Source organism: Geomicrobium sp. JSM 1781026 (assembly GCF_041949955.1).
GTDB lineage: Bacteria > Bacillota > Bacilli > Bacillales > Marinococcaceae > Geomicrobium_A.
The window spans coordinates 1-25,223 of sequence record NZ_JBHFQF010000006.1; the positions used below are offsets into that span (position 1 = coordinate 1).

General features: G+C 43.2%; 30 protein-coding genes and 1 riboswitch. Of the genes, 18 read left to right on the forward strand and 12 right to left on the reverse strand.

Translation table 11 applies throughout. The features are described from left to right. On the forward strand, positions 1 to 159 hold a 159-nt coding region (locus ACE1TF_RS11700), incomplete at its 5' end, for a transposase (RefSeq protein WP_375016289.1). Positions 160 to 390: 231 nt separating this feature from the next. On the opposite strand, the gene ACE1TF_RS11705 is transcribed toward ACE1TF_RS11700, so the two are convergent. Together ACE1TF_RS11705 and ACE1TF_RS11710 are read right to left on the reverse strand one after the other, a co-directional pair. After that, positions 391 to 1,179, reverse strand: a complete 789-nt coding sequence (locus ACE1TF_RS11705; RefSeq protein ID WP_375016909.1) for a YqhG family protein — start codon at positions 1,177 to 1,179, stop codon at positions 391 to 393. Beyond that, a complete protein-coding gene (locus tag ACE1TF_RS11710) occupies positions 1,157 to 2,809 on the reverse strand; it encodes a DEAD/DEAH box helicase (RefSeq protein ID WP_375016912.1) in 1,653 nt (550 codons plus the stop codon). Before ACE1TF_RS11710 ends, ACE1TF_RS11705 begins: the two co-directional genes overlap by 23 nt. Positions 2,810 to 2,946: 137 nt before the next feature. Continuing rightward, positions 2,947 to 3,051, forward strand: a riboswitch (glycine riboswitch). Positions 3,052 to 3,222: 171 nt separating this feature from the next. On the opposite strand from ACE1TF_RS11710, the gene gcvT reads away from it, so the two are divergent. From gcvT to gcvPB, 3 genes are read left to right on the forward strand one after another with little or no spacing between them, the layout of a single operon-like run. Beyond that, positions 3,223 to 4,311: a glycine cleavage system aminomethyltransferase GcvT gene (gene gcvT, locus ACE1TF_RS11715; RefSeq protein ID WP_375016914.1), complete on the forward strand. Its 1,089-nt coding sequence runs from the start codon at positions 3,223 to 3,225 to the stop codon at positions 4,309 to 4,311. A 17-nt stretch (positions 4,312 to 4,328) separates the two neighbouring features. Beyond that, the gene (gene gcvPA / locus ACE1TF_RS11720; protein ID WP_375016916.1) at positions 4,329 to 5,681 is read left to right on the forward strand and encodes an aminomethyl-transferring glycine dehydrogenase subunit GcvPA; all 1,353 of its coding nucleotides are present in this window, start codon (positions 4,329 to 4,331) and stop codon (positions 5,679 to 5,681) included. Beyond that, complete coding sequence (gene gcvPB / locus ACE1TF_RS11725; RefSeq protein WP_375016918.1) at positions 5,678 to 7,141, forward strand: aminomethyl-transferring glycine dehydrogenase subunit GcvPB; 1,464 nt, start codon at positions 5,678 to 5,680, stop codon at positions 7,139 to 7,141. The genes gcvPA and gcvPB overlap by 4 nt, the downstream gene beginning before the upstream one ends. Positions 7,142 to 7,275: 134 nt before the next feature. Here gcvPB and ACE1TF_RS11730 read toward each other — a convergent pair whose 3' ends face one another. After that, entirely contained in the window at positions 7,276 to 7,503 is a 228-nt protein-coding gene (locus ACE1TF_RS11730) for a DUF896 domain-containing protein (RefSeq protein ID WP_042427342.1), read from the reverse strand. 97 nt (positions 7,504 to 7,600) lie between these two features. Then, positions 7,601 to 7,987, reverse strand: a complete 387-nt coding sequence (locus ACE1TF_RS11735; RefSeq protein WP_042399556.1) for a rhodanese-like domain-containing protein — start codon at positions 7,985 to 7,987, stop codon at positions 7,601 to 7,603. Positions 7,988 to 8,160: 173 nt separating this feature from the next. Here ACE1TF_RS11735 and ACE1TF_RS11740 point away from each other — a divergent pair, with 173 nt between their 5' ends. Further along, entirely contained in the window at positions 8,161 to 8,997 is an 837-nt protein-coding gene (locus ACE1TF_RS11740) for a lipoate--protein ligase family protein (protein ID WP_375016920.1), read from the forward strand. 37 nt (positions 8,998 to 9,034) lie between these two features. Here the strand turns inward: ACE1TF_RS11740 and dat are convergent, their stop codons facing one another. Then, positions 9,035 to 9,892, reverse strand: a complete 858-nt coding sequence (gene dat / locus ACE1TF_RS11745) for a D-amino-acid transaminase (RefSeq protein WP_375016922.1) — start codon at positions 9,890 to 9,892, stop codon at positions 9,035 to 9,037. 274 nt (positions 9,893 to 10,166) lie between these two features. Here dat and mntR point away from each other — a divergent pair, with 274 nt between their 5' ends. Continuing rightward, positions 10,167 to 10,583, forward strand: coding sequence for a transcriptional regulator MntR (gene mntR / locus ACE1TF_RS11750; RefSeq protein ID WP_375016924.1), 417 nt, complete (start codon positions 10,167 to 10,169; stop codon positions 10,581 to 10,583). Positions 10,584 to 10,891: 308 nt separating this feature from the next. On the opposite strand, the gene ytvI is transcribed toward mntR, so the two are convergent. From ytvI to ACE1TF_RS11765, 3 genes are all read right to left on the reverse strand, one after another. After that, positions 10,892 to 12,004: a sporulation integral membrane protein YtvI gene (ytvI, locus tag ACE1TF_RS11755; protein WP_375016926.1), complete on the reverse strand. Its 1,113-nt coding sequence runs from the start codon at positions 12,002 to 12,004 to the stop codon at positions 10,892 to 10,894. Between the two features lie 238 nt (positions 12,005 to 12,242). Beyond that, positions 12,243 to 13,268: a spore photoproduct lyase gene (gene splB, locus ACE1TF_RS11760; RefSeq protein ID WP_375016929.1), complete on the reverse strand. Its 1,026-nt coding sequence runs from the start codon at positions 13,266 to 13,268 to the stop codon at positions 12,243 to 12,245. A 12-nt stretch (positions 13,269 to 13,280) separates the two neighbouring features. Next, positions 13,281 to 13,520: a transcriptional regulator SplA domain-containing protein gene (locus ACE1TF_RS11765; RefSeq protein ID WP_042399434.1), complete on the reverse strand. Its 240-nt coding sequence runs from the start codon at positions 13,518 to 13,520 to the stop codon at positions 13,281 to 13,283. A gap of 149 nt (positions 13,521 to 13,669) precedes the next feature. Here ACE1TF_RS11765 and ACE1TF_RS11770 point away from each other — a divergent pair, with 149 nt between their 5' ends. Then, positions 13,670 to 14,554, forward strand: coding sequence for a patatin-like phospholipase family protein (locus ACE1TF_RS11770; protein ID WP_375016930.1), 885 nt, complete (start codon positions 13,670 to 13,672; stop codon positions 14,552 to 14,554). A gap of 15 nt (positions 14,555 to 14,569) precedes the next feature. Here the strand turns inward: ACE1TF_RS11770 and ACE1TF_RS11775 are convergent, their stop codons facing one another. Next, on the reverse strand, positions 14,570 to 14,899 hold the full coding sequence (locus tag ACE1TF_RS11775; RefSeq protein WP_152548981.1) for an SA1362 family protein: 330 nt from the start codon (positions 14,897 to 14,899) through the stop codon (positions 14,570 to 14,572). Positions 14,900 to 14,917: 18 nt separating this feature from the next. Further along, on the reverse strand, positions 14,918 to 15,886 hold the full coding sequence (locus tag ACE1TF_RS11780; protein WP_375016932.1) for a DUF1385 domain-containing protein: 969 nt from the start codon (positions 15,884 to 15,886) through the stop codon (positions 14,918 to 14,920). Positions 15,887 to 16,033: 147 nt separating this feature from the next. Between ACE1TF_RS11780 and ACE1TF_RS11785 the strand changes: the two genes are divergently transcribed. From ACE1TF_RS11785 to efp, 3 genes are all read left to right on the forward strand, one after another. Next, on the forward strand, positions 16,034 to 16,522 hold the full coding sequence (locus ACE1TF_RS11785; protein WP_375016934.1) for a YqhR family membrane protein: 489 nt from the start codon (positions 16,034 to 16,036) through the stop codon (positions 16,520 to 16,522). Between the two features lie 65 nt (positions 16,523 to 16,587). After that, the gene (locus ACE1TF_RS11790) at positions 16,588 to 17,652 is read left to right on the forward strand and encodes a M24 family metallopeptidase (RefSeq protein WP_375016936.1); all 1,065 of its coding nucleotides are present in this window, start codon (positions 16,588 to 16,590) and stop codon (positions 17,650 to 17,652) included. Between the two features lie 24 nt (positions 17,653 to 17,676). Further along, complete coding sequence (gene efp / locus ACE1TF_RS11795; protein ID WP_042399427.1) at positions 17,677 to 18,234, forward strand: elongation factor P; 558 nt, start codon at positions 17,677 to 17,679, stop codon at positions 18,232 to 18,234. Positions 18,235 to 18,298: 64 nt separating this feature from the next. Here efp and ACE1TF_RS11800 read toward each other — a convergent pair whose 3' ends face one another. Beyond that, on the reverse strand, positions 18,299 to 18,796 hold the full coding sequence (locus ACE1TF_RS11800) for a universal stress protein (RefSeq protein WP_375016939.1): 498 nt from the start codon (positions 18,794 to 18,796) through the stop codon (positions 18,299 to 18,301). Beyond that, on the reverse strand, positions 18,723 to 19,178 hold the full coding sequence (locus ACE1TF_RS11805; RefSeq protein WP_375016941.1) for a universal stress protein: 456 nt from the start codon (positions 19,176 to 19,178) through the stop codon (positions 18,723 to 18,725). Before ACE1TF_RS11805 ends, ACE1TF_RS11800 begins: the two co-directional genes overlap by 74 nt. A gap of 236 nt (positions 19,179 to 19,414) precedes the next feature. Here ACE1TF_RS11805 and spoIIIAA point away from each other — a divergent pair, with 236 nt between their 5' ends. From spoIIIAA to ACE1TF_RS11845, 8 genes are read left to right on the forward strand one after another with little or no spacing between them, the layout of a single operon-like run. Continuing rightward, positions 19,415 to 20,374, forward strand: coding sequence for a stage III sporulation protein AA (gene spoIIIAA / locus ACE1TF_RS11810; protein WP_375016943.1), 960 nt, complete (start codon positions 19,415 to 19,417; stop codon positions 20,372 to 20,374). Next, positions 20,319 to 20,831 carry a stage III sporulation protein SpoIIIAB gene (spoIIIAB, locus tag ACE1TF_RS11815; RefSeq protein WP_375016946.1) on the forward strand — a complete coding sequence of 171 codons (513 nt, stop codon included), beginning with the start codon at positions 20,319 to 20,321 and terminating at the stop codon, positions 20,829 to 20,831. Before spoIIIAA ends, spoIIIAB begins: the two co-directional genes overlap by 56 nt. Before the next feature lie 20 nt (positions 20,832 to 20,851). After that, positions 20,852 to 21,058 carry a stage III sporulation protein AC gene (gene spoIIIAC / locus ACE1TF_RS11820; protein WP_152550189.1) on the forward strand — a complete coding sequence of 69 codons (207 nt, stop codon included), beginning with the start codon at positions 20,852 to 20,854 and terminating at the stop codon, positions 21,056 to 21,058. A 4-nt stretch (positions 21,059 to 21,062) separates the two neighbouring features. Then, on the forward strand, positions 21,063 to 21,458 hold the full coding sequence (gene spoIIIAD / locus ACE1TF_RS11825; protein ID WP_375016949.1) for a stage III sporulation protein AD: 396 nt from the start codon (positions 21,063 to 21,065) through the stop codon (positions 21,456 to 21,458). Between the two features lie 13 nt (positions 21,459 to 21,471). Next, positions 21,472 to 22,707, forward strand: coding sequence for a stage III sporulation protein AE (gene spoIIIAE, locus ACE1TF_RS11830; RefSeq protein WP_375016951.1), 1,236 nt, complete (start codon positions 21,472 to 21,474; stop codon positions 22,705 to 22,707). A 5-nt stretch (positions 22,708 to 22,712) separates the two neighbouring features. After that, on the forward strand, positions 22,713 to 23,324 hold the full coding sequence (gene spoIIIAF / locus ACE1TF_RS11835) for a stage III sporulation protein AF (protein WP_375016953.1): 612 nt from the start codon (positions 22,713 to 22,715) through the stop codon (positions 23,322 to 23,324). Next, positions 23,317 to 23,970 carry a stage III sporulation protein AG gene (gene spoIIIAG, locus ACE1TF_RS11840; RefSeq protein ID WP_042399406.1) on the forward strand — a complete coding sequence of 218 codons (654 nt, stop codon included), beginning with the start codon at positions 23,317 to 23,319 and terminating at the stop codon, positions 23,968 to 23,970. The genes spoIIIAF and spoIIIAG overlap by 8 nt, the downstream gene beginning before the upstream one ends. Before the next feature lie 7 nt (positions 23,971 to 23,977). Continuing rightward, on the forward strand, positions 23,978 to 24,628 hold the full coding sequence (locus ACE1TF_RS11845) for a SpoIIIAH-like family protein (RefSeq protein WP_193744691.1): 651 nt from the start codon (positions 23,978 to 23,980) through the stop codon (positions 24,626 to 24,628). The last annotated feature ends 595 nt before the right edge of the window (positions 24,629 to 25,223 follow it).

The window sequence follows — 25,223 nt, forward strand, 5'->3', positions numbered from 1 at the left end:
AGCTTTATTTTTGGTCACACGAATGGTCCGATTGAAGGGCTGAACAACCAGACGAAGGTCATTAAGCGCAATGCGTTTGGCTTTCGCCGCTATGACCGGCTGCGTTTGAAGGTGCTATTGCATCACCAATTAAAAGAGCATACAAGTCGAGTAGGATAAACAAAGGAGCAGAGGTGTGTGGCAGTCTCTCAATTTGTGCAAAATGAGAAGGGGTGTCATGGCGGAGACGCCTACGGGAGTAGCGTCAGCCGAAGATCCTCGCGCGAAGCGCGATAGCTGAGGCGACGCCCGTGGCAAGCGTAGCCATGACACCCCCTACACTTCTATAAAAACAACATTTAGGTTTTTCAACAGCCTCAGAGGCGTATTGTCTCTACCCCAACATTTGACTTAGAACCATTTTTTTTGGGTATCATTTTGCAAGTAGAAAATGCCTCCGTTAATAAAGCTTAATTCGATGGCAGGTTGATACTGTTCTTTAATCGCCTTTTTTTCCAGGTCATAGTCTTCACGAACTTCTTCTTCCTCATAAAAACGGTCTAAAAGAATTAAGTCCTCATTCATCCGTTTTGTTGCTTCATCTGCCCACTCATGCTTTCGGTTTGAAATGTCACCGAGTAAATACTGTTTGATCCTTCTTACTGCACTTGTTGGCTGGACGAGTCCAGCCATTTTAAACGATAGCTCAGGTATTGAATTTACAAGTTTTTTTTCTCGGAGTGTATCCATAAACCCGTCGACGGTCTCTCCGCTAATTAGTTGCACTCCAAAAGAGCGAAGATCATCTCGCCGACGGTGGCACGTATAGGAAATACGGACGTTTAACCCTAACCACGGATAGAGGGGCGTATTTGTGCCTTGATTTGTTTGTTCATACAGCCGCGTGTGCGCTCCTTTTTTTCCCGCGGATTGAAAGATTTGATGGAGTCGTGGCGATCCAAAATGAACCTTCTCATAGCCGGATGTACTATTCATATCTGTCGTAAGGCGCATTTTCATTGGTTCAGGCGTTCTTCCCGTTTTCTCTAAATAGTGCCAGTAAAACGGGCGATTCATAAGTTCTTCATCTAAATCACGATTTAATTGTATTTCGATGTTCGTATAATCGGTATGAAGAAATGTGCCGCCACACGCTTCAAGGTATCGGTACATGTAATTATGAACTTTGTGCTGGTCCATCTTCGTTTCGCTCCTCTCGTTGCATTATGGAAGTGAGGTGGGAAAGTCGTTCTCGGGCTTGCTCGGTATCGTCAAACTGAAGTGCTTCGTGCACGTATGACTCGAGCTTCGTTTCATTCACACGTTCAAGGATGTCATCGAGTTGCCCGATAACCCCTTCAAACATCGATATTTTCTCATAGAGAAGGGAAAGAATTCGATCTTCAACCGTTTGCTCTACAGCATAGTTGGTCACATGCACGTCTTGCTCCTGGCCAAGTCGATGTATTCTACCGATACGTTGTTCTACACGCATCGGATTCCATGGCAAATCAAAGTTAATCATGTGATGACAAAACTGCAGGTTTAAGCCTTCGCCTCCAGCTTCGGTTGCGATCAATACTTGCGCATAGTCTAGGAATAGTTGCCGCATCCAATCTTTCTTGCTCCGTTTGAATCCACCGCGAAATGGAACGGATTTAATGCCATGTTGTTGAAGAAAGTGTTGGAGGTAGGCTTGTGTGGCTCGGTATTCCGTAAATATAATTGTTTTCTCACCACTCTGTTTTAGTTGCCGCAATACGTGTTCAGCTTTGGCATTGCTCGTTACCTGCTGCATTCGCTCCACGATCGGGGCGACAACTTCTTCGTTTAATAACCCTTTTTTCATCATATTTGAAAGCGTCACACCTAAGGCTTGTTTACTAGAGCACGTTTCCCTTAGCAATGTAGTGAGTGAGAATCCGTGAAGTTCTTTAAAACTCGAACGCAGATTGTCTACTTCCTCGTACAGCGCCCGTTCTTCATCTGAAAACAGCACTTTATAGTTTTCGACATTTCGCTTCTTCCAGGCAATGTTCGTGTCTGCTCTTCGATTTCGAACCATTACACTACGAACGAGAGACTGAATGTCTTCGTGTGCATCTTCACCACGATTTCGTTTATATTTTGCTTTAAATGTTTTTTCGTCACCGAGATGACCTGGTTTTAATATCGAAACGAGATGAAAGAGCTCTTCAATGCGATTTTGAACAGGAGTCGCTGTCAAGAGTAAGCAAAAACGCTTCTTTAATTGTTTGATAAACGCATAGCTTTTCGTTTTTGAGTTTTTGAGTTTATGAGCCTCATCAATAATAATGAGGTCATACGGTTGATTCAATACAATATCTCGGTGTGGCTCTCGTTTGGCTGTATCCATTGATGCGACGACGACGTCTGCTTGCTCCCATACGTATGTCTTTTTCTGTGGAACTGCAGGAATATAGAATTTTTCATTCAGTTCACTTGCCCACTGATTTACTAAGGATGCAGGTGCTAGAATTAACACTTTCTTAACAAGGCCACGAATCATATATTCTTTAAGAACCAATCCTGCTTCGATCGTTTTACCAAGTCCAACTTCATCTGCGAGAATGGCTTTGCCGTTCAATTCTTCCACCACTTTTCGTGCGGTTTCCAATTGATGATCATACGGTTGTAATTGGGGTAAGTATGTCGGAGCAACAAGCCCATCAAATGAAGGAACGGCTTGATACTCTTCTGCTTCATACGCAAGGTTGAACATTTCCCACGATGCAAAAGGACCATCTTGGTCGAGACGTTGTTGGAATTGTTCTTCCCACTCAATAGAAAAATCGATGTCGATGTACATGTTCTCTCCTCTATTTCCGACAAAAATCATTGGCAGTTGAAAAGCTTAGTGCTAAACTTGAAGTAAGTTAGACCGTGCCACATGTTTCTTTAGTATGTGTCAAACGATCACCAATCTATTCAAAACCAAATACGCGGATGAGAACAGAGGGAGAGTCCGTAGTCGGAGTCTATTCCGATGAAGCGGCGCCGAAGGAGCAAGCCTAGTGTGAATCTCTCAGGCAAAAGTACTTCTGTTTGACGCAACTCTGGAGAGCGCTCAACATTTGAGCCACCCACGAAGACAGCCTTGCACCTTTTTTGGGGGCAAGAGGAAACTTTCTGGTATATGGACAGAGCTTTTCAACGGATGTTGGAGAGTTCTGTCTTTTTCTATGTGAGTATCCAGGAAATGAGTATAGGGGGAGTAAACGTATGGCTGACAAACGAACCGCATTGTATGAAACACACGTAAATGCTGGAGCAAAGATGGTGCCTTTTGGAGGATGGGAGATGCCTGTCCAATACTCTTCGATTAAGGAAGAGCACCGTGCTGTTCGAGAGCATGCAGGCCTTTTTGATGTATCTCATATGGGAGAAGCGTTTGTTGAAGGAAAAGGGGCATTAGAGACGTTGCAAACGGTAATGACCAACGATGTTTCCAAACTAGCCGTTGGCAAAGCGCAATATTCAGTGATGTGCAACGAAAACGGTGGTACAATTGATGATTTACTCGTTTATCGCCTTGGTGTGGAGCGGTATTTTGTTGTGCCGAATGCAGCAAATCGGGACAAAGATATTCAATGGATTCAAAAACATGCCAACGATAAAACGGTCATCACAGATGTGTCGGACGACTATTCCTTACTTGCATTGCAAGGACCAGATGCAGAGCAAATTGCAGAACGAATATTCGGCGAAGCTGTGAAAACATTGCGCTTTTTTGAAGCGACAGAACGAGATTTTCAAGAAGAGCCGGTCATCGTTTCGCGAAGTGGGTATACCGGAGAGGATGGCTTTGAGCTCTATGTAAAAAACTCGGTGGTCGAAAGTCTTTGGAACGAGATTTTAGACACTGACATTGAAGGATTACGCCCATGTGGTTTAGGTGCTCGTGATACATTGCGTCTAGAAGCACGATTGCCACTTTACGGTCAAGAGTTAACAGATTCAATTAGCCCGTTAGAAGCGAAGCTAGGATTTGCAGTAAAAGTAAACAAAGAAGCGCCATTTATCGGACAATCACTTTTACAAAAAGAAAAAGAAACAGGACCAAAACGATTACTCGTTGGTGTCGAATTAACGGGAAAAGGAATTCCAAGAACCGATTATCCAGTATACAACACGGATGGCGTTGAAATTGGTGTCGTCACGTCAGGGACTCAGTCGCCGACACTTGGCAAAAACATCGGCTTAATGCTCATTGATCGAGCGTATAGCGAAGTTGGAACAGCTGTCGTCGTTGGGGTTCGAAAACGTATGGTTGAAGGAAACGTCGTTGCAACACCTTTTTATAAGCGATAAAGATGGAGGGGAAATTCATGTCACAACACCGCTTTTTGCCAATGACAGAGCAAGATCGTAAAGAAATGTTAGAACTTGTAGGGGCGAAGTCTGTCCAAGAATTATTTGCCGATATTCCAGAGTCGGTTCGACCAAAAAATCCGATGCGTATTCAGCCAGCACTTCCTGAGGCAGAGCTTGTTAATTATTTTCAATCCTTAAGCAATCAGAACACTTCGATCAAATCATTGCCTTCGTTTTTAGGAGCAGGAGTATATGATCATCACATCCCAGCAACTGTAGATGCGGTCATTTCTCGTTCAGAGTTTTATACTGCGTACACGCCTTACCAACCAGAGATTTCCCAAGGTGAACTGCAGGCTATCTTTGAATTTCAAACGATGATCGCAGAGGTTACGGGTATGGATCTTGCGAATTCTTCAATGTATGACGGCCATACTGCTCTTGCAGAAGCAGGGGTAATGGCGGCTAGTCACAAAAAAATGAAACGAAAAAAGCTTCTCGTTTCGAGTACGGTTCATCCTGAAGCCATCGATGTCGTGCAAACATACGTAAATGGGCCAGGGCTTGAACTTGAGCGAATTGGAAGTAAAAATGGCTGTACTGATATCGGTGCATTAACACAGTCCATTGATGAAGATGTAGCGGCGGTTATCGTCCAGTATCCGAACTTTTATGGGGGTATTGAAGATCTTGAAGAGATTCGTAAAGTGAGCGAAGAGGCAGGAGCGATGATGATCGTTAAAAGCAACCCGCTTGCGTTAGGCGTCTTAACACCTCCAGGTCATTTCGGTGCAGACATTGTTGTCGGCGATACGCAATCATTTGGCATTCCAAGTCAATACGGTGGGCCTCACTGTGGCTATTTTGCTACGAAAAAAGCGTTAATGAGAAAAGTGCCTGGTCGACTCGTCGGGCAGACTGTTGATGAAGATGGCCAAAGAGGGTTTGTGCTAACGTTACAAGCACGCGAGCAGCACATCCGTAGAGACAAAGCGACGTCAAATATTTGTTCCAACCAAGCCTTAAATGCGCTAGCTTCATCGGTAGCGATGACAGCTTTAGGAAAAGTTGGGTTGAAGAAAGTTGCTTTGCAAAACCTACAAAAAGCAAACTACGCAAAAACCGCACTTCAAAATGCAGGGATAACGATTGTAAACGACGGCCCTCATTACAATGAATTTGTCATTGATGTAGGGAAGGATGTCCGTCAAGTGAACGAGCAACTTTTGGAACACGGAGTAATCGGTGGCCTTGATCTCGGAAGGTTTGCTGGGGAGACCGAAACACACATGCTCGTCTGTGTGACGGAGTTACGTACGAAAAAGGAAATTGATCAATTCGTAAGTGCATTGGAGGAGATCAAATGAAGCGTAAAGAACAAGCGTTAATTTTTGAGCTGAGCCGACCTGGACGTAAAGGGGATTCTTTACCAGAAAATGATGTGCCAGAGGTGGCTGTTGAAGATCTTCTCGACTCAAAGTTTGTTCGGCAAGATGACGCCGACTTACCAGAGGTTTCGGAGCTGCAACTTGTGAGGCACTATACTGCATTGTCTAATCGTAATTTCGGTGTGGACTCTGGGTTTTACCCGTTAGGATCTTGTACGATGAAGTACAACCCGAAGATTAACGAAGTGATTGCTAGGCTAGAAGGATTTGCGCATATTCACCCGTATCAGCCAGAGAATCAAGTGCAAGGGGCATTGGAGCTCATGTTCGATTTGCAAGAGTCTCTCGCTGAAATGACAGGTATGGATGAAGTGACGTTGCAATCAGCGGCAGGTGCGCAAGGGGAATGGACAGGGCTTATGATGATTCGTGCTTTCCACGAAGCGAACGGAGATTTTAAGCGAACGAAAGTCATTGTTCCTGATTCTGCGCACGGAACGAATCCTGCATCGGCAAGTGTAGCAGGATTTGACTCGGTGACAGTGAAGACCGACGAACGCGGTCTCGTTGACCTTGAGCATTTGCGTGAAGTGACGGGTGAAGATACAGCCGCTCTCATGTTAACGAATCCAAACACATTAGGGTTATTTGAAGAAGATATCGTTGAGATGGCCGACGTTATCCATCGTGCAGGTGGGAAATTGTATTACGACGGCGCAAATTCTAATGCCATCCTTGATAAAGCACGGCCAGGAGATATGGGCTTTGATGTTGTCCATCTTAACTTACACAAAACATTCACCGGTCCGCACGGGGGTGGGGGGCCTGGTAGTGGCCCAGTAGGTGTGAAAAAGGAACTATTGCCGTTCATGCCTAAACCATTGCTCATTAAAAAAGAAGATCAGTACACGTGGGATTATGACCGTCCGAAGGCCATTGGTCGCGTAAAGCCGTTCTATGGTAATTTCGGTATCAATGTGCGTGCGTACTCGTATATCCGAACGATGGGACCTGAAGGGTTACGTCAAGTATCTGAAGATGCCGTTCTCAATGCCAATTACTTGATGAAGCGATTAGAACCTCATTACGATGTGCCATACCCGCAATACTGCAAGCATGAATTTGTCGTCTCTGGGAAGCGCCAAAAGAAAATGGGCGTCCGTGCTCTCGATATCGCGAAACGATTGCTTGACTATGGATATCATCCACCAACGATGTATTTCCCATTAAATGTAGAAGAATGCATGATGATCGAGCCAACAGAAACAGAAACGAAAGAGACGCTAGATGCCTTTGCTGATGCACTTATTGCGATTAGTAAAGAAGCAGAAGAAAATCCAGATCAAGTATTAGAAGCGCCTCATGATACAGTCATCTCAAGACTAGATGAAACGCAAGCAGCTAGAAAACCTGTACTTCGTTTTGAAAAAGAGCAATAAGGAAAGAACACTTAAAAAAAGCGGTCAAGGATTGAATCAAATCCTTGACCGCTTTTTCGTATATTCATAAGAAAACAGCGGATATGCCTAAAATTCCTTTAGGGACATCCGCTGTTTCCTCTCATCCGTATTGGTTAATGGGATCTTCTTTGTTCTTGATCGTCTTTGAGTCGTTTTGGTGTAACGTCGTCCCCGTTTTCATCGACAACGGTTACATTTGACATCGTGTCTTTCACTTGCCCACGGATATAGCTTAAATATTCTTGACGAAGTTTTGATTGTTCCGTTCTCTCATCTTCAGTCAGGCCTACTTCTTTTGATTTCTTAGCTAGTTCATTAATTCTGTCAATGATTGGAATCATCGGCTTCATCCTTTCCTTTAGTTTGCGTGAAGGAAATGATAACACGCACATATCATTCCTGCAAATGCCCTTTCTTATGCTGAGAAAGGGCATTTGCTTATTTCTTCTTCACTTTCCCCGTCCATTTACGAAATCCGCCTTTTAAGTAGAATAAACGGTCGGTACCGACTTTTTTCTTAATTAATCGTGCGGCTTGTCTACTTCTCGCTCCTGAGTGATCATACAAGTAAATGTCTTGATCTTTTCGAAACTCAGAGAGGCGTTGTTTGAGTTGGGAGAGTGGAATATTCCGTGCGCCTAAAATGTGACCGCCGTCGTATTCACGCTGCTCTCGTACATCAATCAGTTGAGATTTACGGTAACCTTCAATAAATTGACGTTGTGAAAGTGAATCGAGATATTTAGGTGTTGAGAGTCTACGGAATAGCCATACCGCAATGGTACCAATGATTAGACCCCATAGAATGTAGCTAATGATACTCATAATTTCCATACGTTTACAATTCCCCTTTACTACTAAAAGCTGGTAAGAAAGCTTCTATGCATCCTCATCTATTATAAGTGTGAATGCACGGTTACGCAAAGAATAAAAACAGTGGATGTACAAAATATCTCTTCGTTGCTACACTAGTGACAATGAGGAGAGTAGATGAAAAAATGAAAAAAGAAACTTGGTGGCTCATTGATTCAGGTGCTAGAGATCCGTATTACAATATGGCATTAGATGAATGCCTTCTATTATGGCATAGTGAAGGTCGCATACCGCCTGTGATTCGATTTTACGAATGGAACCCAGCGACGCTATCCATTGGCTATTTTCAAAAGATCAATCAAGAGATCGATGTCGACGCCGTTCAACGTCACGAGTTAGGGCTTGTTAGGCGCCCTACAGGCGGCCGTGGCGTCTTGCATGATCAAGAGCTTACATATAGCGTAATTGTTTCTGAAGAGCATCCACGGATGCCAGCGACAGTAACCGAAGCATATCGTGTCATTTCAGAAGGCTTGCTTCATGGATTCCGTGATCTCGGTTTGAATGCAGGTTTTTCAATACCAGAATCAAAAGAACAAACAGAAGCGTTAAAAAACCCTCGTTCTTCGGTTTGTTTCGACGCTTCATCATGGTATGAACTTGTCGTAGAAGGGCGTAAAATTGCAGGAAGTGCTCAAACGAGACAAAAAGGAGTTATTCTCCAACACGGCGCCATTGCCCTCACATTTAATGAAGAGCAATTATTTGATCTATTTATTTTCAAAAATGCCCGTGTACGTGAGAAGATGCAACAAGCATTTCGAGCGAAGGCGGTCGGAATTAACGATTTAACAGACCAACAATTTACGATAGACCACATTCGCTCGGCATTCTCCAAAGGGTTTGAAACAGGGTTAGATATTGAGCTAGAGCCTCGCACACTCACCCACAAAGAAGAAGAAGAAGTACAGAAATTAGCCAATCAACGGTATCGTTCAACGGAATGGCTTTATCGAAGGTAATGGAATGTGTGGGCAGCTTAGACGCTGCCCACACATTTTACGTCCCGCTCTCGGTCTTTTTTACATCATCTTCAAATCGCTCTTGCAATTGTTTCGTAATTTCCCCGACTTTGAGTTGTACATGTTTCGTTCCTCGAAATTCAGTAATGGGTGTCACTTCATTCGTTGTACTCGTAATGAACGCTTCATCCGCGCCGGCAAGATCTTCAATATCAATTGGGTCATAGCGCACGGATTTACCGAGCTGTTCTGCATACTCCAAGACGACTTGCCGAGTAATGCCATTTAAGATCAAGTTCGTTGCAGGATGAGTTTGTAGTTCGTTATCTTTTACAATAAAAAGGTTTGAAGAAGATCCTTCGGTCACTTCATTTCCACGGTGTAACACAGCCTCTTGGCAGTCGTGGTCAGCTGCTTTTCTTTTTGCGAGTACGTTGCCAAGCAAATTAACAGATTTAATGTCACAGCGGAGCCAACGCTCATCTTCAGTAAGATACACAGCAATCCCTGATTGGAGCTGGTCTAACGGTCTTGGCATTTCTTTAGTAAACGCAAAAACGACAGGCTCTTCGTGACGCTCATAAAGGTGGTTTCGTTCTGCAGCACCTCTAGAAACTTGTACATATAAAATACCTTCTTGTAGATGATTCTCATTTTTCAGCTCATTTAAAGAAGCGCTTAACGTTTGCTTATCTTCAGTACTAAACGGAATATCCATTTCTTCAGCACTTCTTTGTAGTCGTTGCATGTGCATTTCCATTTGGTACGGGTGTCCACCGTAAATGCGGACGACTTCATAAATCCCATCGCCAAAATACATACTTCTGTCATCAAATGAAAACATGGCTTCATTGCGTGCTATGATTTCTTTACCCATTAAAACCTTCTCTGCCATTGGTTGCCACATCCTTAGATTAAAATGAACGATTATACAGTAATCATAACACGCTTTGTCAGCGATTTAAAAAGGACTTGTCACTCAATTGTTAGCAACATGACAAATCTAACTTGTTTCGTACTACAAGATGGAGAAGGCGGGGGATTATGAACAAACCGTTGTTTGTAGCGGAGCAATTATGTACAATATAAAGGTAATACACACGGCAATGACAATAGCGAAACAAGACTGTACATAATGCCCGCAACGTGATTTGAATGGGGGAGCTTACATGGCTACAGCCAGTATGGAAGATTATTTAGAGCGTATCTATCAACTCATTGAAGAAAAAGGGTATGCTCGTGTATCCGATATTGCAGATACACTAGAAGTGCACCCGTCCTCAGTGACAAAAATGGTCCAAAAGCTAGACAAAAGTGGTTATGTTATTTATGAGAAATATCGGGGCCTCATCCTTACAGCAAAAGGAAACAAAATCGGAAAACGCCTCGTATATCGGCATGAATTACTTGAAGATTTCTTACACCTTATCGGTGTTGACGAGTCATATATCTACGCGGACGTAGAAGGCATTGAACATCACTTGAGCTGGGATGCAATTGATCGCATTGGCGATTTGGTGCAATACTTTAGGGAAGATCCAAAACGAATAGCAGAACTTAAAAATCAAAACAAAACAGAATCTTAAAAGACGTGAAGACCCAATCGTGCCTAAGATGAGGTGTTCATCGTCACAGTTTTTAAATCTTTAAATAAGTACCCCACCCAAAAGGTCACGATACGAATCGTACTTTTGGGTTTTTGTTATTTGCTGAGACTAGAAAACGGTGGCTCTGTTTTGGCCACCGATGTGTTAAGTAAGTACCCAATCACTACTAAAAAACCGTGTTCTCATTTTTATTGAGAACACGGTTTAAATGTATGCTTAAAATTTGCCGGTAATTATGGTTGTGTGAAAGTGAGAACAGATGTCCAAATCACATCAATGGTGTTTCGTTACGTTTCTTTCATCGGTGGGTCATCTTTTTTCTCAGGCTTTTCCTCATCATCTTTTAAGTTTAATTCAAACAGCCCGGCTTCTTTCGCTGAGAGAATGGCCATATAAACGAAAGGTCCAAGAATGAGACCCATGACACCGAAGAATACAAAACCAAAATACATCGACAAAACGGTTGGCAGTGCGTTCATTCCGATCGAGTCACCGAGTACTTTTGGTTCGAGAATTCGTCGAATGATTAGTAGAACAAGCGCCAGAATGTTTAACTGAATACCCATCGTCACGTCTCCGAGAATCATCGCTAGGATCCCCCAAGGCGCGAGGACGAGGGCTGGGCCTACGTACAGAGGAATGATGTCTACAACCCAGATGACCACACTCATGATAAAAGCTGGCCCCGGTGAAATGTAAAGCAAGCTGATGTAAGTGAGGATGAACACACCTAGACTTAGAATGAACTGGGCTTTCCACCAACCGAGGAAAACTTTACCCATGCGGTGGAATACGTAGCGCAATTTGTTAGAGGTCTCTTTTTTGAAGAAGTTAAAGAAGTTACCTAAAAGTCTTGGTAGATCAAGACTAAATAAGAACAACGTAATTAAGTATATGAGACCAACAAAAAGCATATTCGGTACCGATGATAAAAATGAGCCGAGTAAGCCAACAAGGTTCGTTGTTATGCTTAGGGCAAAGTCAATCGCATCCTCTGATAAGCGCTCGAGTTCCCGAGCAATTTGATATCCTTGTGGCAAATCTCTTAGCAATTGGTTAAATTGAATAATTAAATCGTTCGCCAGACGTTGCAGCTGAATGGCGTACTGCGGAAGTTCTTGTGACCATTCGACAATACTTTTCATGAGTCTTGTAATCGAAAGGTAAAGAACGATGGAACTAATTGCGACAAAAAGTAAAAAAACAATCGTCACAGGCAAAAGTCTTTTCTCTGTTTTTAATTGCTTTTTAAAGAACCGAACAAACGGTTCGAATATCATCGCTGTGAGTAATGCCAATAATAGCGGCATTAGCGCTGAAAAGTTAAAGTAGACGAACAGTCCACCAACAATAAGGGCAATCCCGATTAAAATCCGTCTGACAATGGTCTTATTAAACAAAGGGGTCCTCCTTCGCTCATGAAGTGAGCGGTCGTTGCAGGTAATGATCTACTTCTATATTATACGGCAAATGTGCTGTTGTAAAACGAATCTTCAAGGAAATGGAGAAAAACTCCATAGATTAAGAAAGAATTTATTGTTTGTGGGCAATAATTGGCGAACGACTTCACGAAAATAATGCGAAAGGCATGAATATTGCCTTTCGCACATCTGTATGCAGAAGGTGTCACTGCATTCTTTACGTGAAATATTCGATTTTTGCTTCAGGAAAGTAACGGTCGGTGAGACGATAGAGGAACGTTTTCATTTCCTCTTCTTGTGATTTTTCATAAACGTATTTGTGTATGCCGTAGCGACCCCATTTTCGTCGTCTTTTCGATTCATCAAGCTCGAGCTTTGTCATCGGATAGTTTTTTTCGATAACTCGTTTCGCAGGTTGCGTAAATCGGTGTTGAATAAATTCAAAAGAAATGTCGTCGCGCCCACCTTCCGGCAACTTTTCATAAAGTGTTTTAAAGAGTTGTTCATAGCCTTCTTGCCACCCATCATGAATATAGATTGGAGCGACGATAAATCCAAGGGGATAGCCCGCTTCTTGAACTTTAGCGGCAGCTTCAATCCGTTTATCTAATGAAGACGTGCCAGGTTCGAAATATTTAATGACGAAATTTGCATTCACACTAAAGCGAAAGCGGGTTTTTCCACGATGGTCAGCATCTAAGAGGTGATCAACATGTTCAAATTTCGTAACGAAGCGCAATACACCATGGTCAGTTTTAGCCATATGTTCGATGGTGCTTTTTAGTGAATGAGTGAGATGGTCGATACCGACGATATCAGACGTACACGACGCTTCGAAGCGAGTGATCTTCGGAGCATGCTCGTTCATATACTCATCAGCTCTAGCCAAGATTTCATCGGTATTTACATACGTGCGAATATACGGTTTGGAACCCATCGTCGTCTGCAAGTAACAATAATGGCAATGACCCATACATCCCGTTGCGAGTGGCAATGCATATTCTGCCGATGGCTTTGACGTGTCAAACTTTAATGTTTTCCGCACGCCGACGACGAGTGTCGATTTTGCATTCCGATATTTTTGGAAGTCATTGTCTCCGGGTAAGTTGCGAACTTGGTTGTGTGAAGTTGTTTCGTTAATTTCTACACCACGTTCAGAAAAATAATCATACAATTTCTTACCTAGTGGATATTCGTAGGCGCGTGGCTCTATATAAATGCGCTCAGGCATAAATGCTTTCATTGTTTGTCACCTCTAGTAGGGTTCAGGATCTGTTTCAAAGTAATAGGCGTAAGCCTCTTCGGCTTCCTCGTAGCTATTGAACACCGCCAGCTCTTCTGTGAGTGGATAAAACTCATCCATCAGAAAGATGGATTGGGCGCTTTTTGCGTCTGGGTCGTTTACGACCGTTGCTTCTCGAATGTTCGCGACATCTTGTGTGTGGGGATTACGGTGAATCACATATAATGTCTCTCCCGCTTTATACAATTCCATCAATCATTCCTCCTTCAAATTAGCGTGCCCGTAAATGATCTCCTCTGCCTAGTATCGTGATGGATTTTTCTCCTGCCTTTTCCAAAGGACAACACGCAATCCGAGCATTTTTTGCATAGTGTAGAGATGTGGAGAGGAAGGTGTGACCGATGCTGATCGACGGAGTTTTTGCCGGCGGCGGAGCAAAAGCCTTCGCATTTATTGGTACACTGGAAGCAATGGAAAAGAAAAACTTCCAATTCTCTCGCATTGCTGGAACAAGTGCGGGTGCAATTATGGGTAGTCTTATTGCTTCAGGATATACAAGCAAAGAGATAAAAAAAATGTTCGAAGACATTGAATTAGACATGTTTTTAGATCCAACAGCTTGGGCAAGAACATTTCCTCATCTCCTAAAGTGGGTAGGCGTCTATTGGGGATTAGGTTTATATAAAGGAAACAAACTTGAGGAGTGGTTAAGCGAAAAGCTAGAGGCAAAAGGGGTACGGACGTTTGCGGATCTTCCTGATCACTCACTTCGGTTGGTGGCAGCAGATATTACGAGAAAGCGAATGCTCGTGCTCCCAGATGACCTCTCAAACTACGGGTTAATCCCGGACTCTTTCCCTGTAGCAAGAGCCGTGCGTATGAGCTGTAGCTTGCCATTTTTCTTTCAACCTGTGAAGTTATTTGATAAAAATGGATCGTCGTCGTTAATTGTTGATGGGGGGATCTTGAGTAACTTCCCGATGTGGCTATTCCGGAGGCATCGATCAAAACGGCCATTGCTCGGCTTTCAATTGAATCCAGAGCCACACGAAGGAGAGTACAAACACATTAATAACGCATTGGAATTGTATGGTTCCATCTTTGAGACGATGCAAAAAAGCCATGACTCACGTTTTGTTGACGCTGGTCATGGCGATAATGTCGTTTTTATTCCTGTAGAAAAGGTGAAAACGACAAGTTTCTCGTTATCCGATGCTGATCGTGCAGAACTGATTGAACTTGGGTTTCATACGACAATGGATTTTTTGAAAACATGGAGCAGGTAACCGGTTGCGTGACGTCTATCGTCGCGCATTTTTTTTGTTTCCTTGGATGACTTTTAAATTGTTAGCGTTCCGTTTTTTCTTTACACTCACCTGATCTTTATTTTTTACTGCTGTTGATTTACGCCGCTCTCGATCTTGTTTGAGCGCCCGTTTATACTGAGGATCAACTCGAGTTCTTTTGGAAACAAAGCGAGTAAAAATAAAATAAAACAAAAAGGCAAACAGAGCCATCAGAAGAAATGTGAGCATGAGACCGCTAGGGTTTGTGAACAATTGGCTCACTAGACCTACAATCGCTAGAAGTACGATCCCTAAAACAAATGGATTTCGAAAAATTGTTCTCAACGCATTGCCTCCCATTCATTACACAAGACGTTCGTCTATCTTCTCTTTGTGAATTTCATCCTCGCGTTCTAGCATCTTTTCAAACGAACGGATCGACACTTCGACTTGATCGTCTTTTGGTTGTTTTGTCGTTAATAATTGTAACCAAAGACCAGGTAAGCCTAACCATTTTAACACAGGGATATTCCGTAATTTATTTGTAGCTTGCAACACTTCGTAAGAAACACCGAGAACGACAGGAATGAGCAATAGTCGGTGAACAATTCGTTCAAACAGGTTATCAAAAGGAATGAGCAAATAGATCATGACCCCGATAATGACTGTAAAGAGCATAAAGCTACTTCCACAACGATAGTGAAGGCGAGAATATTCTTGCACGTTTTGAACCGTTAATGAGCGGTTGGCTTCATAAGCGTTAATTACTTTATGTTCCGCCCCGTGATATTGGAACACACGTTTAATGAGCGGCGTGAGTGAGATTAAATACACATAGCCGACAAGAATGATGGTTTTAAAGATTCCTTCGAGCAAGTTTTGTGCCACATGTCCAGGAAACGGTCCTGAAAGAGTTTCTGCTAGAAATACAGGAACGAGCGTAAAGATAATGGTCCCGATGATAAAGGCCACGACGCTCACCGCTGCCACACCAATCGTTGCCGCAATCTTTGAACGCTCTTCTTCTGGAACGATATCTTTATCATCATCAGGATGAACATCGTAACGGTCTGAAGCAAAATTCATATGTTTACTGCCGAGCGCTGCAGCTTCAATTAAGGCAATACTGCCTCGTACAAATGGAATCTTTTTTAGTTTTTGTAATACGGGTTTAGGTTTTTTTAGGTTCTCGAAGTATTCAATTTCCCCGTTTTTTCTGCGGATCGCACTGACCGTCGTTTCTTTTCCTGCAAACATGACGCCTTCAATTAGCGCTTGTCCGCCATAGGCAGGCTTTTGAGCCTGTTCGGTTTCCTTTGTTTCCTCACTCATGCTGACACCTTACTTTCTCAAAAAGTTCGATTGCACTTCATGACTATTCTACATCATGTGTCCATGAACCTCCATAAGCAGACGTTTTTTTCGTTCCGTAAGAATGATTTACTGCGCAAAAACCATAATAGGAAGGAGGTGATATTCATGAGTGATGAGAAAAACGAATCCAAAAAGGCGAATCAAGATTTGCCTTTAGGTTTAAAGGTACTGATTACAGGTTTCGTCGGCGGCCTTTTTTGGGGGATCATTTGGTACGTGGCTTACTTTTTTAATTTTACGGACGTTGGACCGAATTTGTTATGGAAGGCGTGGACGCTTGGAAGTTGGAGTGAAGAAGCGACCGGACAATGGATCGCAATTTCTCTATTAGCAATTCTGTCCATTGGGGTGGCGTTTTTTTACAGATATGTGTTCGCAAAGATTACGAGCATGTGGGCAGGAGTAGGGTTTGGGGCTCTACTTTGGGTCATTATTTTTTACATTAGTAATCCTTTGTTTATCGGGCTAGATTCGGTGCCTGATTTGAGTGGGATTACGATTGTGAGCACATTATCGTTGTTTGTCTGTTATGGGTTATTCATTGGTTATTCCATTTCTTATGAGTATGAGATGGAGAAGTATACAGGAACTTAATGGCAAGCACTTAACGACTTATGCTAAGATAGAGGCGATGATTGTTTAGGTGAGGAGGAATTGGCATGAAGCGTTTAGAAGGAATTCGAAATCAATTTACAGTTGAAAAGATTGATGCACTCATTGTAGAGAGTGATGCAAATCGTCGGTATTTATCAGGGTTCACAGGGAGTGCGGGTGTGATATTTATTACATCGGATCAAGCGTACTTTATTACCGATTTTCGCTACGTAGAACAAGCAAAGAATCAGTGCGAAGGCTATACAATTGTTGAGCATAAAGGGTCAATCAGTAATGAGCTCAAAGCATTAGTTGAAGAGCACGGCATAACTTCTGTTGGTTTTGAAAAATCGTATACGACTTTTGAAAAATATGAAGTGTATAAGGATGCGGGCATACCGCTCACCCCTGTCGCTGGGCTTGTGGAATCGCTTCGCATGTTCAAAGATGAGAAAGAGCTTTCAATTATGAAAGAAGCAGCAGAAATTGCTGACCAAGCATTTTTTGATATTGTTGACTACATAAAACCGGGAATGAAAGAAACAGAAGTAAGAGATCGATTAGAATTTACAATGAGACGTCTAGGAGCAGATAGTTCCTCATTTGATATCATTGTCGCTTCTGGTTCACGGGGCGCTTTACCTCACGGTGTGGCAAGTGACAAAGTCATCGAAGAGGGCGAACTTGTGACGATGGACTTTGGCGCCTACTACAAAGGGTATTGCTCAGATATAACGAGAACGGTTGCTGTTGGGCAACCGACGGACGAAATGAAAAAAGTGTACGAAACCGTTTTGGAAGCCCAGCTTCTTGCGGTAGAGCAAATTAAACCAGGAATGACAGGTAAAGAAGCAGACCAGATTTGTCGTGATTATATTTACAGTAAGGGTTACGAAGGGAAATTTGGCCACGGATTAGGCCATGGGCTGGGTATGGAAGTGCACGAAGGTCCAGGTGTATCCCCGAAAGGCAACGTCGTACTTAAACCGGGTATGGTTGTGACTGTCGAGCCTGGCGTATATTTGCCAGGTGTAGGTGGCGTAAGAATTGAAGATGATATTGTCATTACAGCAGATGGCAATGAGCGACTGACAACCTCGGATAAATCGCTTCGTCATATCGGTAAATAATTATAATAAAGGTGGTTCTTATTCGTGATTTCAGTAAATGATTTTCGCACAGGGCTAACAATTGAAGTAGATAACGATATTTGGACAGTTCTTGAGTTCCAACATGTAAAACCTGGAAAAGGTGCGGCATTTGTACGTTCAAAGCTGAGAAGCCTTCGGACGGGAAGCATCCAAGAAAAGACGTTTCGCGGTGGAGAAAAAGTAAACAAAGCGCATATCGAACGAAACAAAATGCAGTATTTATATTCCAATGGTAACGAGCATGCATTTATGAATATGGAGTCATTTGACCAGATGGAGCTCCCGACTGACCAAATCAAATACGAGTTGAATTTCCTTAAAGAAAACATGGAAGTGCATATGATTACGTATGGCACAGAAACACTTGGCGTGGAGCTTCCGAACACAGTAGAACTTGAAGTGTCTGAAACAGATCCAGGTATTAAAGGAGACACGGCTTCTGGAGGTCACAAGCCAGCTACTCTTGAAACAGGCTTTAAAGTGAACGTACCGTTCTTTATTAATGAGGGCGACCAGCTCGTTATTGATACAAGAAAAGGTGAATACGTATCAAGAGCATAGCAAAAAGTGCGTCAGGATGAGTGATAATCCTGGCGCACTTTTTTTGAAAGACAAGGCTCCTCTGTTAGGAGCGTTGAGCATGGACGATAAGCATATCACTTGGCGGATGCTCAATGAGAATGTCGCTCAGTGACTTTTGAATTTTCGCAGAACGATGCATCCGTTTTAACGCAACAACGATGAAAGGCGCATACCGTGCAGAAATGATTTTACGTGGATCTTTAAACGTCAAATCAGTCGCCCGCACATGGTGGCCGTTCTGCCGAAGTTGGTGCTCGAATTTTCTTAACCATTCTGTACGTTCAGAAATGATCTGTGAGCGAAGTGTTGGATCGTTTCGTTCCACAACCGTGTATTTTCTCATATCAATACCATGAAGTAGAACAATGTCTCTTCCCTCAGCCTCGGCAATGTTTGCCCCCTTTGTTACGCAAGATAGAGCCTCCTCATGAAAATCCAAGAAGATAAGCACGGGATCCGTATCTGTCTTATACGCTTGCTCTTTCTCGTTCCTCTGTTCGGACGACAAAAACATCGCATTTCGCTTTTTTAATAATGGCACTGGTCACACTCCCTTGAAGAGCTTTTTCAAGCTTCGTCCCGCCAGTTGCACCAGCAACAATTAAATCAATATTATATGCAGGCACAATTTGCTTACTAATCTTTATAGAAGGCACACCAGTTTCGAGTATCGTTTGAGAAGAAACACCTTCCGCTTGAGTATGGAGCAAGAACTGCTCGAGTTTTATTTGTGCTGCCTTTTTTACTTTATCGACGACAAAACGGTCAAAACGAGCCAACGTACCATAAGGTTTAGGGTTAATTACCGTGCATAAATACAGTATGGCATTATTTTGGCGGGCAAATCGAATCGCATGCTTGTAAGCGTCGTTTGAAGGAGTTTCCTCACCGTCTATACATAAAAGGACACGCTCATAACTCATTGCAAATCACTCCTTTAAAAGATAATGAACATAAAGGTTGATTAAAAATTAACATCTGATGGAAAAGTGTGTCAATTCAATTGTTCGCATGATTGAATTTACATTAATTTCACGACCTGTTTCGACAATTGAAGAGGTTCCCGTGGTGAATTGTTCTAAATCTTTGATTTGAGAATAGAGTGTACAAGCAAAGGGTGTTAGCAAAAGTTTGCAAGTTTGAATGGAGTTGATGTCTGATGAATAGCTTCTCGGAACACGTGCCATTCAATCGAGATTCGATTTTATCACTCGTCCCGCACGAAGCACGCTCATCCGTTGAATACGAATTAACAAAAGAACAGGTTGAAGAAATTCGTTTTAGACCAGGACGAAAAATTGAACTCGTTACGAGACGAGGCCGGAAGCTGTTGGACGATTTCTTATTTAGTTCTGACGATGCGGTGTATGTGATCAATCAGCTTAGCCAACATTCAGTGTATGCATTTGAAGAGGAGCTAAAGCATGGATACATTACGTTAAAGGGTGGTCATCGCGTTGGATTAGGAGGCGAAGCAGTCGTTGAAGCGGGAAAAGTGAAAACGCTCAAACATATTCGTTCCTTCAACATTCGCATCAGCCGGTCAATCCACGGTGTATGCGAGCCCTATGTAGATCACTTATTTCATCATGGGTGGAACAACATTCTCATTGCCGGCCCCCCTCAGTCAGGAAAAACGACGCTGCTCAGAGACGTAGCGAAAGTAGCGAGTGACGGTTGGAAAGCGAAACAAATCCCACCGAGTAAAGTCGCAATTGTTGATGAGCGCTCTGAAATCGCAGCATCGTTTGAAGGGGTGCCGCAATTTGATATTGGCGAGCGGACCGACGTGCTCGATCGCTGCCCGAAAGCTGAAGGGATGATGATGCTCGTACGGTCGATGAGTCCAGACCTTATCATTGTCGATGAAATCGGGAGTAACACCGATAAAGTGGCCATAAAGGAAGCCATACGTGCAGGGGTCTCCATTTTGTGCACGGCTCATGCCAAGACGTTTGAGAATTTGTACGACCGTGACATTTTCGTTCGAGGATTGTTTGATGGAGTGATTATGCTTGATCACGATAAGCGCGGGACGTACTACTCAGGAAAGGAGATCCATCGTGCGTTGGATTGGAGCGCTCGTCGTGCTCATATCGATGACCGTCGGCGGGTTTGAATGGTCACGTAGACTGACGCTTCGGTCAAAGCAAATTCGGGAATTAACGACCGCTTTGCAAATGTTTGAAGCGGAAGTGATGTTTGGCCACACACCATTAAAAGATGTGACAACGAAACTTTCAGCCACGTTGTCAAAACCAGTAGCTCGCATTTTTTCCGAATTTTCCGCTCGTCTAACAGCGGGGGATATTGAAGCAAAAACCGCTTGGGAAGAGAGCTTAAACAAACATTGGGCGGAAACATCAATGAAAGAAAAAGAGAAGGAAGCGCTGCTTCAATTTGGGCAAACGTTAGGACAACACGGCCGGTTTGAACAGCAAAAATATATTCAATTAACACTCGCTCATCTAAAAGCAGAAGAAATTGACGCTAGAGAAGAACAGCAAAAATATGAACGCATGGCAAAGTCGCTCGGATTTTTGGGAGGACTGCTTGCAATCATCGTGATGATCTAACACAAAAAGGAGGGATGACGGTGGGGTATGACGTAGATACCATTTTTCAAATCGCTGGTATTGGCATTGTCGTCGCTATGATTCACACCGTACTAAAACAGATGGGGAAAGAAGATTGGGCACATTGGGTGACACTCATCGGGTTTATCGTCGTGTTGTATATGGTAGCAACCATCGTCGATGACTTGTTCACAAAAATACGCAGCGTATTTTTGTATATAGGATAATCACATGTCGATCGACATGATTCAGATTGTCGGCTTTGGTCTAATCTCAGCCTTTTTAGCGATGATTCTAAAAGAACAAAAGCCAGCGTTCGCTTTTTTGCTCACACTATTTGTCGGAGCCATGATTTTCTTATTTTTGTTAGATTATATTGTCATGGCGTTTCAACTCGTCGAAACTTTGGCAAACCATGCACACATTAACATGGTGTATTTGCAGACGATGCTCAAAATCATTGGCATTGCATACATTGCAGAGTTTGGGGCGCAAATTGCGCGAGACGCTGACCAAGGCTCCATCGCGCAAAAAATTGAACTAGCTGGGAAGGTATTAATTGTCGTGATGGCCATACCCATTTTCAATGTACTCATTGAAACCGTCATTTCCTTGATTCCAGGCTGAAAGAGGGATCGTAATGAAAGCATTCATTTCATGCGTGGTCGGTATCGTCGTTCTACTCGCATTCTCCATAGAAGCCGTTGCTCTTGATGATGACCCAAACCTTGATCCCAGACTGCCGATTGAAGACGAGAGCATCGGTGAAGAAGATGTTTCGGACTTGATCGAAGAACAGATGGACGAGCAGTTAGATCGGCTTGGTTTTACAGAAATTGAACAGTTTTGGGAAGATATCCGTCGAGATTATGAATCTTTTCTCCCCGAAAGTCAAAAAGGATCATTTACAGACTTTTTGGATGGAGATCAGCAGTTTAGTCCAACGGAGTGGGGACGGGCACTGTTAAATTTCTTGTTTCATGAACTAACAGCGAATGTTAATTTGCTCGGTACACTCATTCTTCTTGCTGTATTTAGTATGGTGCTAAAGGCATTACAAAACGCATTTGAGCATGCGGCGGTAAGTAAGGTAGCATACAGTGTCACATTTACGGTGTTGATTGTCATTAGTATGAATAGTTTTTACATTGCGATGAGCTATGCCCAAGAAGCAGTGGCGAATATGGTTCATTTCATGATTGCGCTTTTGCCTATGGTACTCGCACTTTTAGCCATTACAGGCGCAACAACAACGGCTGCACTGTTTCACCCGTTAATTATTGTCCTCGTCAACACGAGCGGGCTCTTAATTGAACGATTTGTTCTCCCATTACTATTCATCTCTGCCATCGTAAGCGTAGCAAGCTCTATGAGCGAGAAATTCCAATTGACGAGGCTAGCAACCTTAATACGAAATGTTGCAATGGGAACGCTCGGCGCATTTTTAACGATCTTTTTGGCGGTTATATCCGTCCAAGGTGCAACGTCAGCGATTAGTGATGGGGTGACGTTACGGACAGCTAAATACATTGCCGGTAACTTTGTGCCTGTTGTCGGTCGGATGTTTACCGATGCTACTGATACCGTTATCGGTGCTTCACTTCTTTTGAAGAATACTGTCGGCATCGCAGGCTTGTTCATCTTGTTTGTGATTACTGTATTCCCGGCGTTAAAAATTCTAGTACTTGCGCTTACGTTCCAAATTGTTTCTGCCATTATGCAACCGCTAGGTGGGGGGGCGCTCGGAGAAGTCATGAGCCTCTTTGCACGAACAGTCATGTTTATGTTTGCTGCGGTTTCTGTCGTCTGCTTAATGTTTTTCTTAGCGATTACAATCATCATATCAGCAGGAAATCTAGCACTCATGGTGAGGTGAACTCGGTGGAGTATTTTAATGATTGGATTACGACGTTGGTTGTTTTTTTGCTCCTAGCCATTATTTTGGAGCTCCTATTACCAACATCGACAATGAAGCGTTACGCAGATCTCGTGCTTGGGCTGATGATGACGGTGTTGATCTTACAACCAGTGTTTGATTTCATTCATACCGATCCATCGGAATGGTTTGATCTTGACAATTTTAACGTTCGTGAAGGGGCAGATGAGATGGAAAATAAAATAAATGATCAAAAAAGAGAAATACAAGCCACTCATGATGCATATATCTCAGAACAAGTAGCTGCTCGTCTAGGCAGTGAAGCAGAACAGATGCTAAAGGAAGAGTTTCAGCTCTCGTTTAGTGGAATTTCTGTCGATGAAAATTCACATTCTGAGTCGGGAGGGATTAACGTCTTGTTGGTGGAGGCAGGGGATGAACAAACAAATACGACAGTGGAGCCGGTTAGAGAAGTGGTTGTAAATACAACAGAGTCAAGACAGCAAAGTGATCATCCGGTCTCGTTGGATGCAGTAAGGGTCCGTCTTGCACAAGTATGGCAAGTGGAAGAGAGCTCCATACACATTCGTATGGAGGAGGAAGATGCGAATGGCTGAAAATAAAAACCCCTTTAGCAATTTTCTTCCAAAGAGCGACGGTCCTAGACGCTTTCGGTGGTATTATATTGCAGGACTTTTCTTCGTAGGTGTGCTTCTCATGTTAATCGGGAATTTCGGTACAGACGATGACGGCGGTTCAATGGTTGGCGAACAGTCAGAAGAGCCGGTGTTTGTAAATGGTGACCAAGAAAACGAAGAAGAATCATCTGTAAGTAACACTTCTTCTGACTTTCAAGTGATTGAACAAGCGTATTCAAATCAGTTGGCAGAAACGCTAGAGAAGATTGATGGTTTGTCTAATGTTGAGGTCGTCGTGAACGTCAAAGAAACAGAAAGCAAAGTGTACGAAAAAGACCGTAGCATACGGCAACAAACAACAGATGAGGCAGATACTGAGGGTGGGAACCGGACATTAGATGAGGGCACGCAAGAAGAGACACTCGTGCTCGTTCAGCAGGGGAGTGGTGAAGAACCGCTACTCATCCGTATGGAGAAGCCAGATGTATCCGGTGTGCTCGTCGTCGCCAATGGCGTCGAGAGTATGCAAAGAAAAGAATGGGTCATTGAAGCTGTCACTAGAACGTTAGATGTGGATGCACATCGGGTGTCAGTATTACCAAAACAAATGGGAGAGGATGAGTGATTTGGTTTTGAAAAAGCAAACAGTATGGCTGTTAACAATGTTAAGTTTGGTAGCGGTACTCGGTGTCTATTTCTTCGGACCCGATAGCCCAACGACACAAGAAGCTGCGTTAATTAACGATCATGAGTCATTAGAAGATTTTGAAGGGGAACTTTGGGAGCAATATTTAGAGGAAAACCCAGATCAAGCGGTTGTCGTTGAAGAATGGAACGGTGAAGTTGAAGGATCAGATGAGGAGGACCCAGAAGCAGGTGACGGTGAAGAAAATGAAGAGACCGACAGCATTGATGTGGCCGCAGGGTTGAGTGGTAGTGAAACGTTCAGCGCACTTAGAATTGAGCGCGAGGAACTAAGAAGTGAAGCGCGTGAAGAGAACACAAATACGATTGCATCAAGTGATGCATCTGCTGAAGAAAAAAATGAAGCGCATGAGCAAAATGAACAACTAAAAACGTTAACAGAAAGTGAATCGACACTCGAACAAAGAATTGCATCACAAGGATACGAAGATGTACTCGTTATGACCGATAACGATGAAGTACGCATTTTCGTAAAAACAGAAGAACTTTCAAAAACGGAAGTTGTGGAAATCAACCGAATTGCTCACGAGCAGATCGGAAACCGAGCAGTAGCCGTTTCATATCATATTGATGAATAGCATGCGACCCGGTGAAAACATTCACCGGGTTTTCTTTTTGCGTTTTTCTTATAGGTGAAGACGAAAGGAGCAGTGCAAATGCTATAAAGGATGGACGATAGATCTTCTGCGTTTGTCTTGTCAGTGCTAGAATTCCATGACATGCGGATGCATGCGATCCACACTAGAAGGGCAACATCGGTGGAGTGTTTTCTTTCCAATCCAGAGCAAAAGGACGACATCAGCTCTCGCACCCCGCTCTGATTGTGCTCGCGATGTCTACTTTGCTGCCCTAACTACAAGGGTAACTTCGGTGGCGAAACATCTGGTGCTGTGTTTTCTATGCAGTCCAGACTATAAGTGCAACATCGGTTCACGTTTTTGCCTCCTGGCTACGGTGTGTGGAAAGAAGTCCAAATGCCCCATATATTCATTTATGTGACACTTGAGAAAGAAAAATCATGATTTGAAATGTGAATGCGCACATAAACGGTGTCAACTGTCACAAATATTGCGATTTGTGACAGTTGCGTGCCGAAAGTGCCCGGTTTGAGGGCTGGATTGTCACATATGTGACCGGCCATCACATGCTTGTGCCAGGTGGTGAGCCTCGGTC

Coding starts and splice junctions, on each gene's coding strand:
- ACE1TF_RS11790 (WP_375016936.1), top strand. CDS start 16,588: ATGAAGCGTTTAGAAGGAATTCGAAATCAATTTACAGTTGAAAAGATT.
- ACE1TF_RS11780 (WP_375016932.1), bottom strand. CDS start 15,886: ATGAGTGAGGAAACAAAGGAAACCGAACAGGCTCAAAAGCCTGCCTAT.
- spoIIIAD (WP_375016949.1), top strand. CDS start 21,063: ATGTCGATCGACATGATTCAGATTGTCGGCTTTGGTCTAATCTCAGCC.
- gcvT (WP_375016914.1), top strand. CDS start 3,223: ATGGCTGACAAACGAACCGCATTGTATGAAACACACGTAAATGCTGGA.
- ACE1TF_RS11785 (WP_375016934.1), top strand. CDS start 16,034: ATGAGTGATGAGAAAAACGAATCCAAAAAGGCGAATCAAGATTTGCCT.
- ACE1TF_RS11735 (WP_042399556.1), bottom strand. CDS start 7,987: ATGAGTATCATTAGCTACATTCTATGGGGTCTAATCATTGGTACCATT.
- mntR (WP_375016924.1), top strand. CDS start 10,167: ATGGCTACAGCCAGTATGGAAGATTATTTAGAGCGTATCTATCAACTC.
- ACE1TF_RS11765 (WP_042399434.1), bottom strand. CDS start 13,520: ATGGAATTGTATAAAGCGGGAGAGACATTATATGTGATTCACCGTAAT.
- ACE1TF_RS11705 (WP_375016909.1), bottom strand. CDS start 1,179: ATGGACCAGCACAAAGTTCATAATTACATGTACCGATACCTTGAAGCG.
- ACE1TF_RS11740 (WP_375016920.1), top strand. CDS start 8,161: ATGAAAAAAGAAACTTGGTGGCTCATTGATTCAGGTGCTAGAGATCCG.
- gcvPA (WP_375016916.1), top strand. CDS start 4,329: ATGTCACAACACCGCTTTTTGCCAATGACAGAGCAAGATCGTAAAGAA.
- dat (WP_375016922.1), bottom strand. CDS start 9,892: ATGGCAGAGAAGGTTTTAATGGGTAAAGAAATCATAGCACGCAATGAA.
- spoIIIAA (WP_375016943.1), top strand. CDS start 19,415: ATGAATAGCTTCTCGGAACACGTGCCATTCAATCGAGATTCGATTTTA.
- splB (WP_375016929.1), bottom strand. CDS start 13,268: ATGAAAGCATTTATGCCTGAGCGCATTTATATAGAGCCACGCGCCTAC.
- ACE1TF_RS11710 (WP_375016912.1), bottom strand. CDS start 2,809: ATGTACATCGACATCGATTTTTCTATTGAGTGGGAAGAACAATTCCAA.
- ACE1TF_RS11730 (WP_042427342.1), bottom strand. CDS start 7,503: ATGATTCCAATCATTGACAGAATTAATGAACTAGCTAAGAAATCAAAA.
- gcvPB (WP_375016918.1), top strand. CDS start 5,678: ATGAAGCGTAAAGAACAAGCGTTAATTTTTGAGCTGAGCCGACCTGGA.
- ACE1TF_RS11805 (WP_375016941.1), bottom strand. CDS start 19,178: ATGAGTTATGAGCGTGTCCTTTTATGTATAGACGGTGAGGAAACTCCT.
- ACE1TF_RS11770 (WP_375016930.1), top strand. CDS start 13,670: ATGCTGATCGACGGAGTTTTTGCCGGCGGCGGAGCAAAAGCCTTCGCA.
- spoIIIAE (WP_375016951.1), top strand. CDS start 21,472: ATGAAAGCATTCATTTCATGCGTGGTCGGTATCGTCGTTCTACTCGCA.
- spoIIIAG (WP_042399406.1), top strand. CDS start 23,317: ATGGCTGAAAATAAAAACCCCTTTAGCAATTTTCTTCCAAAGAGCGAC.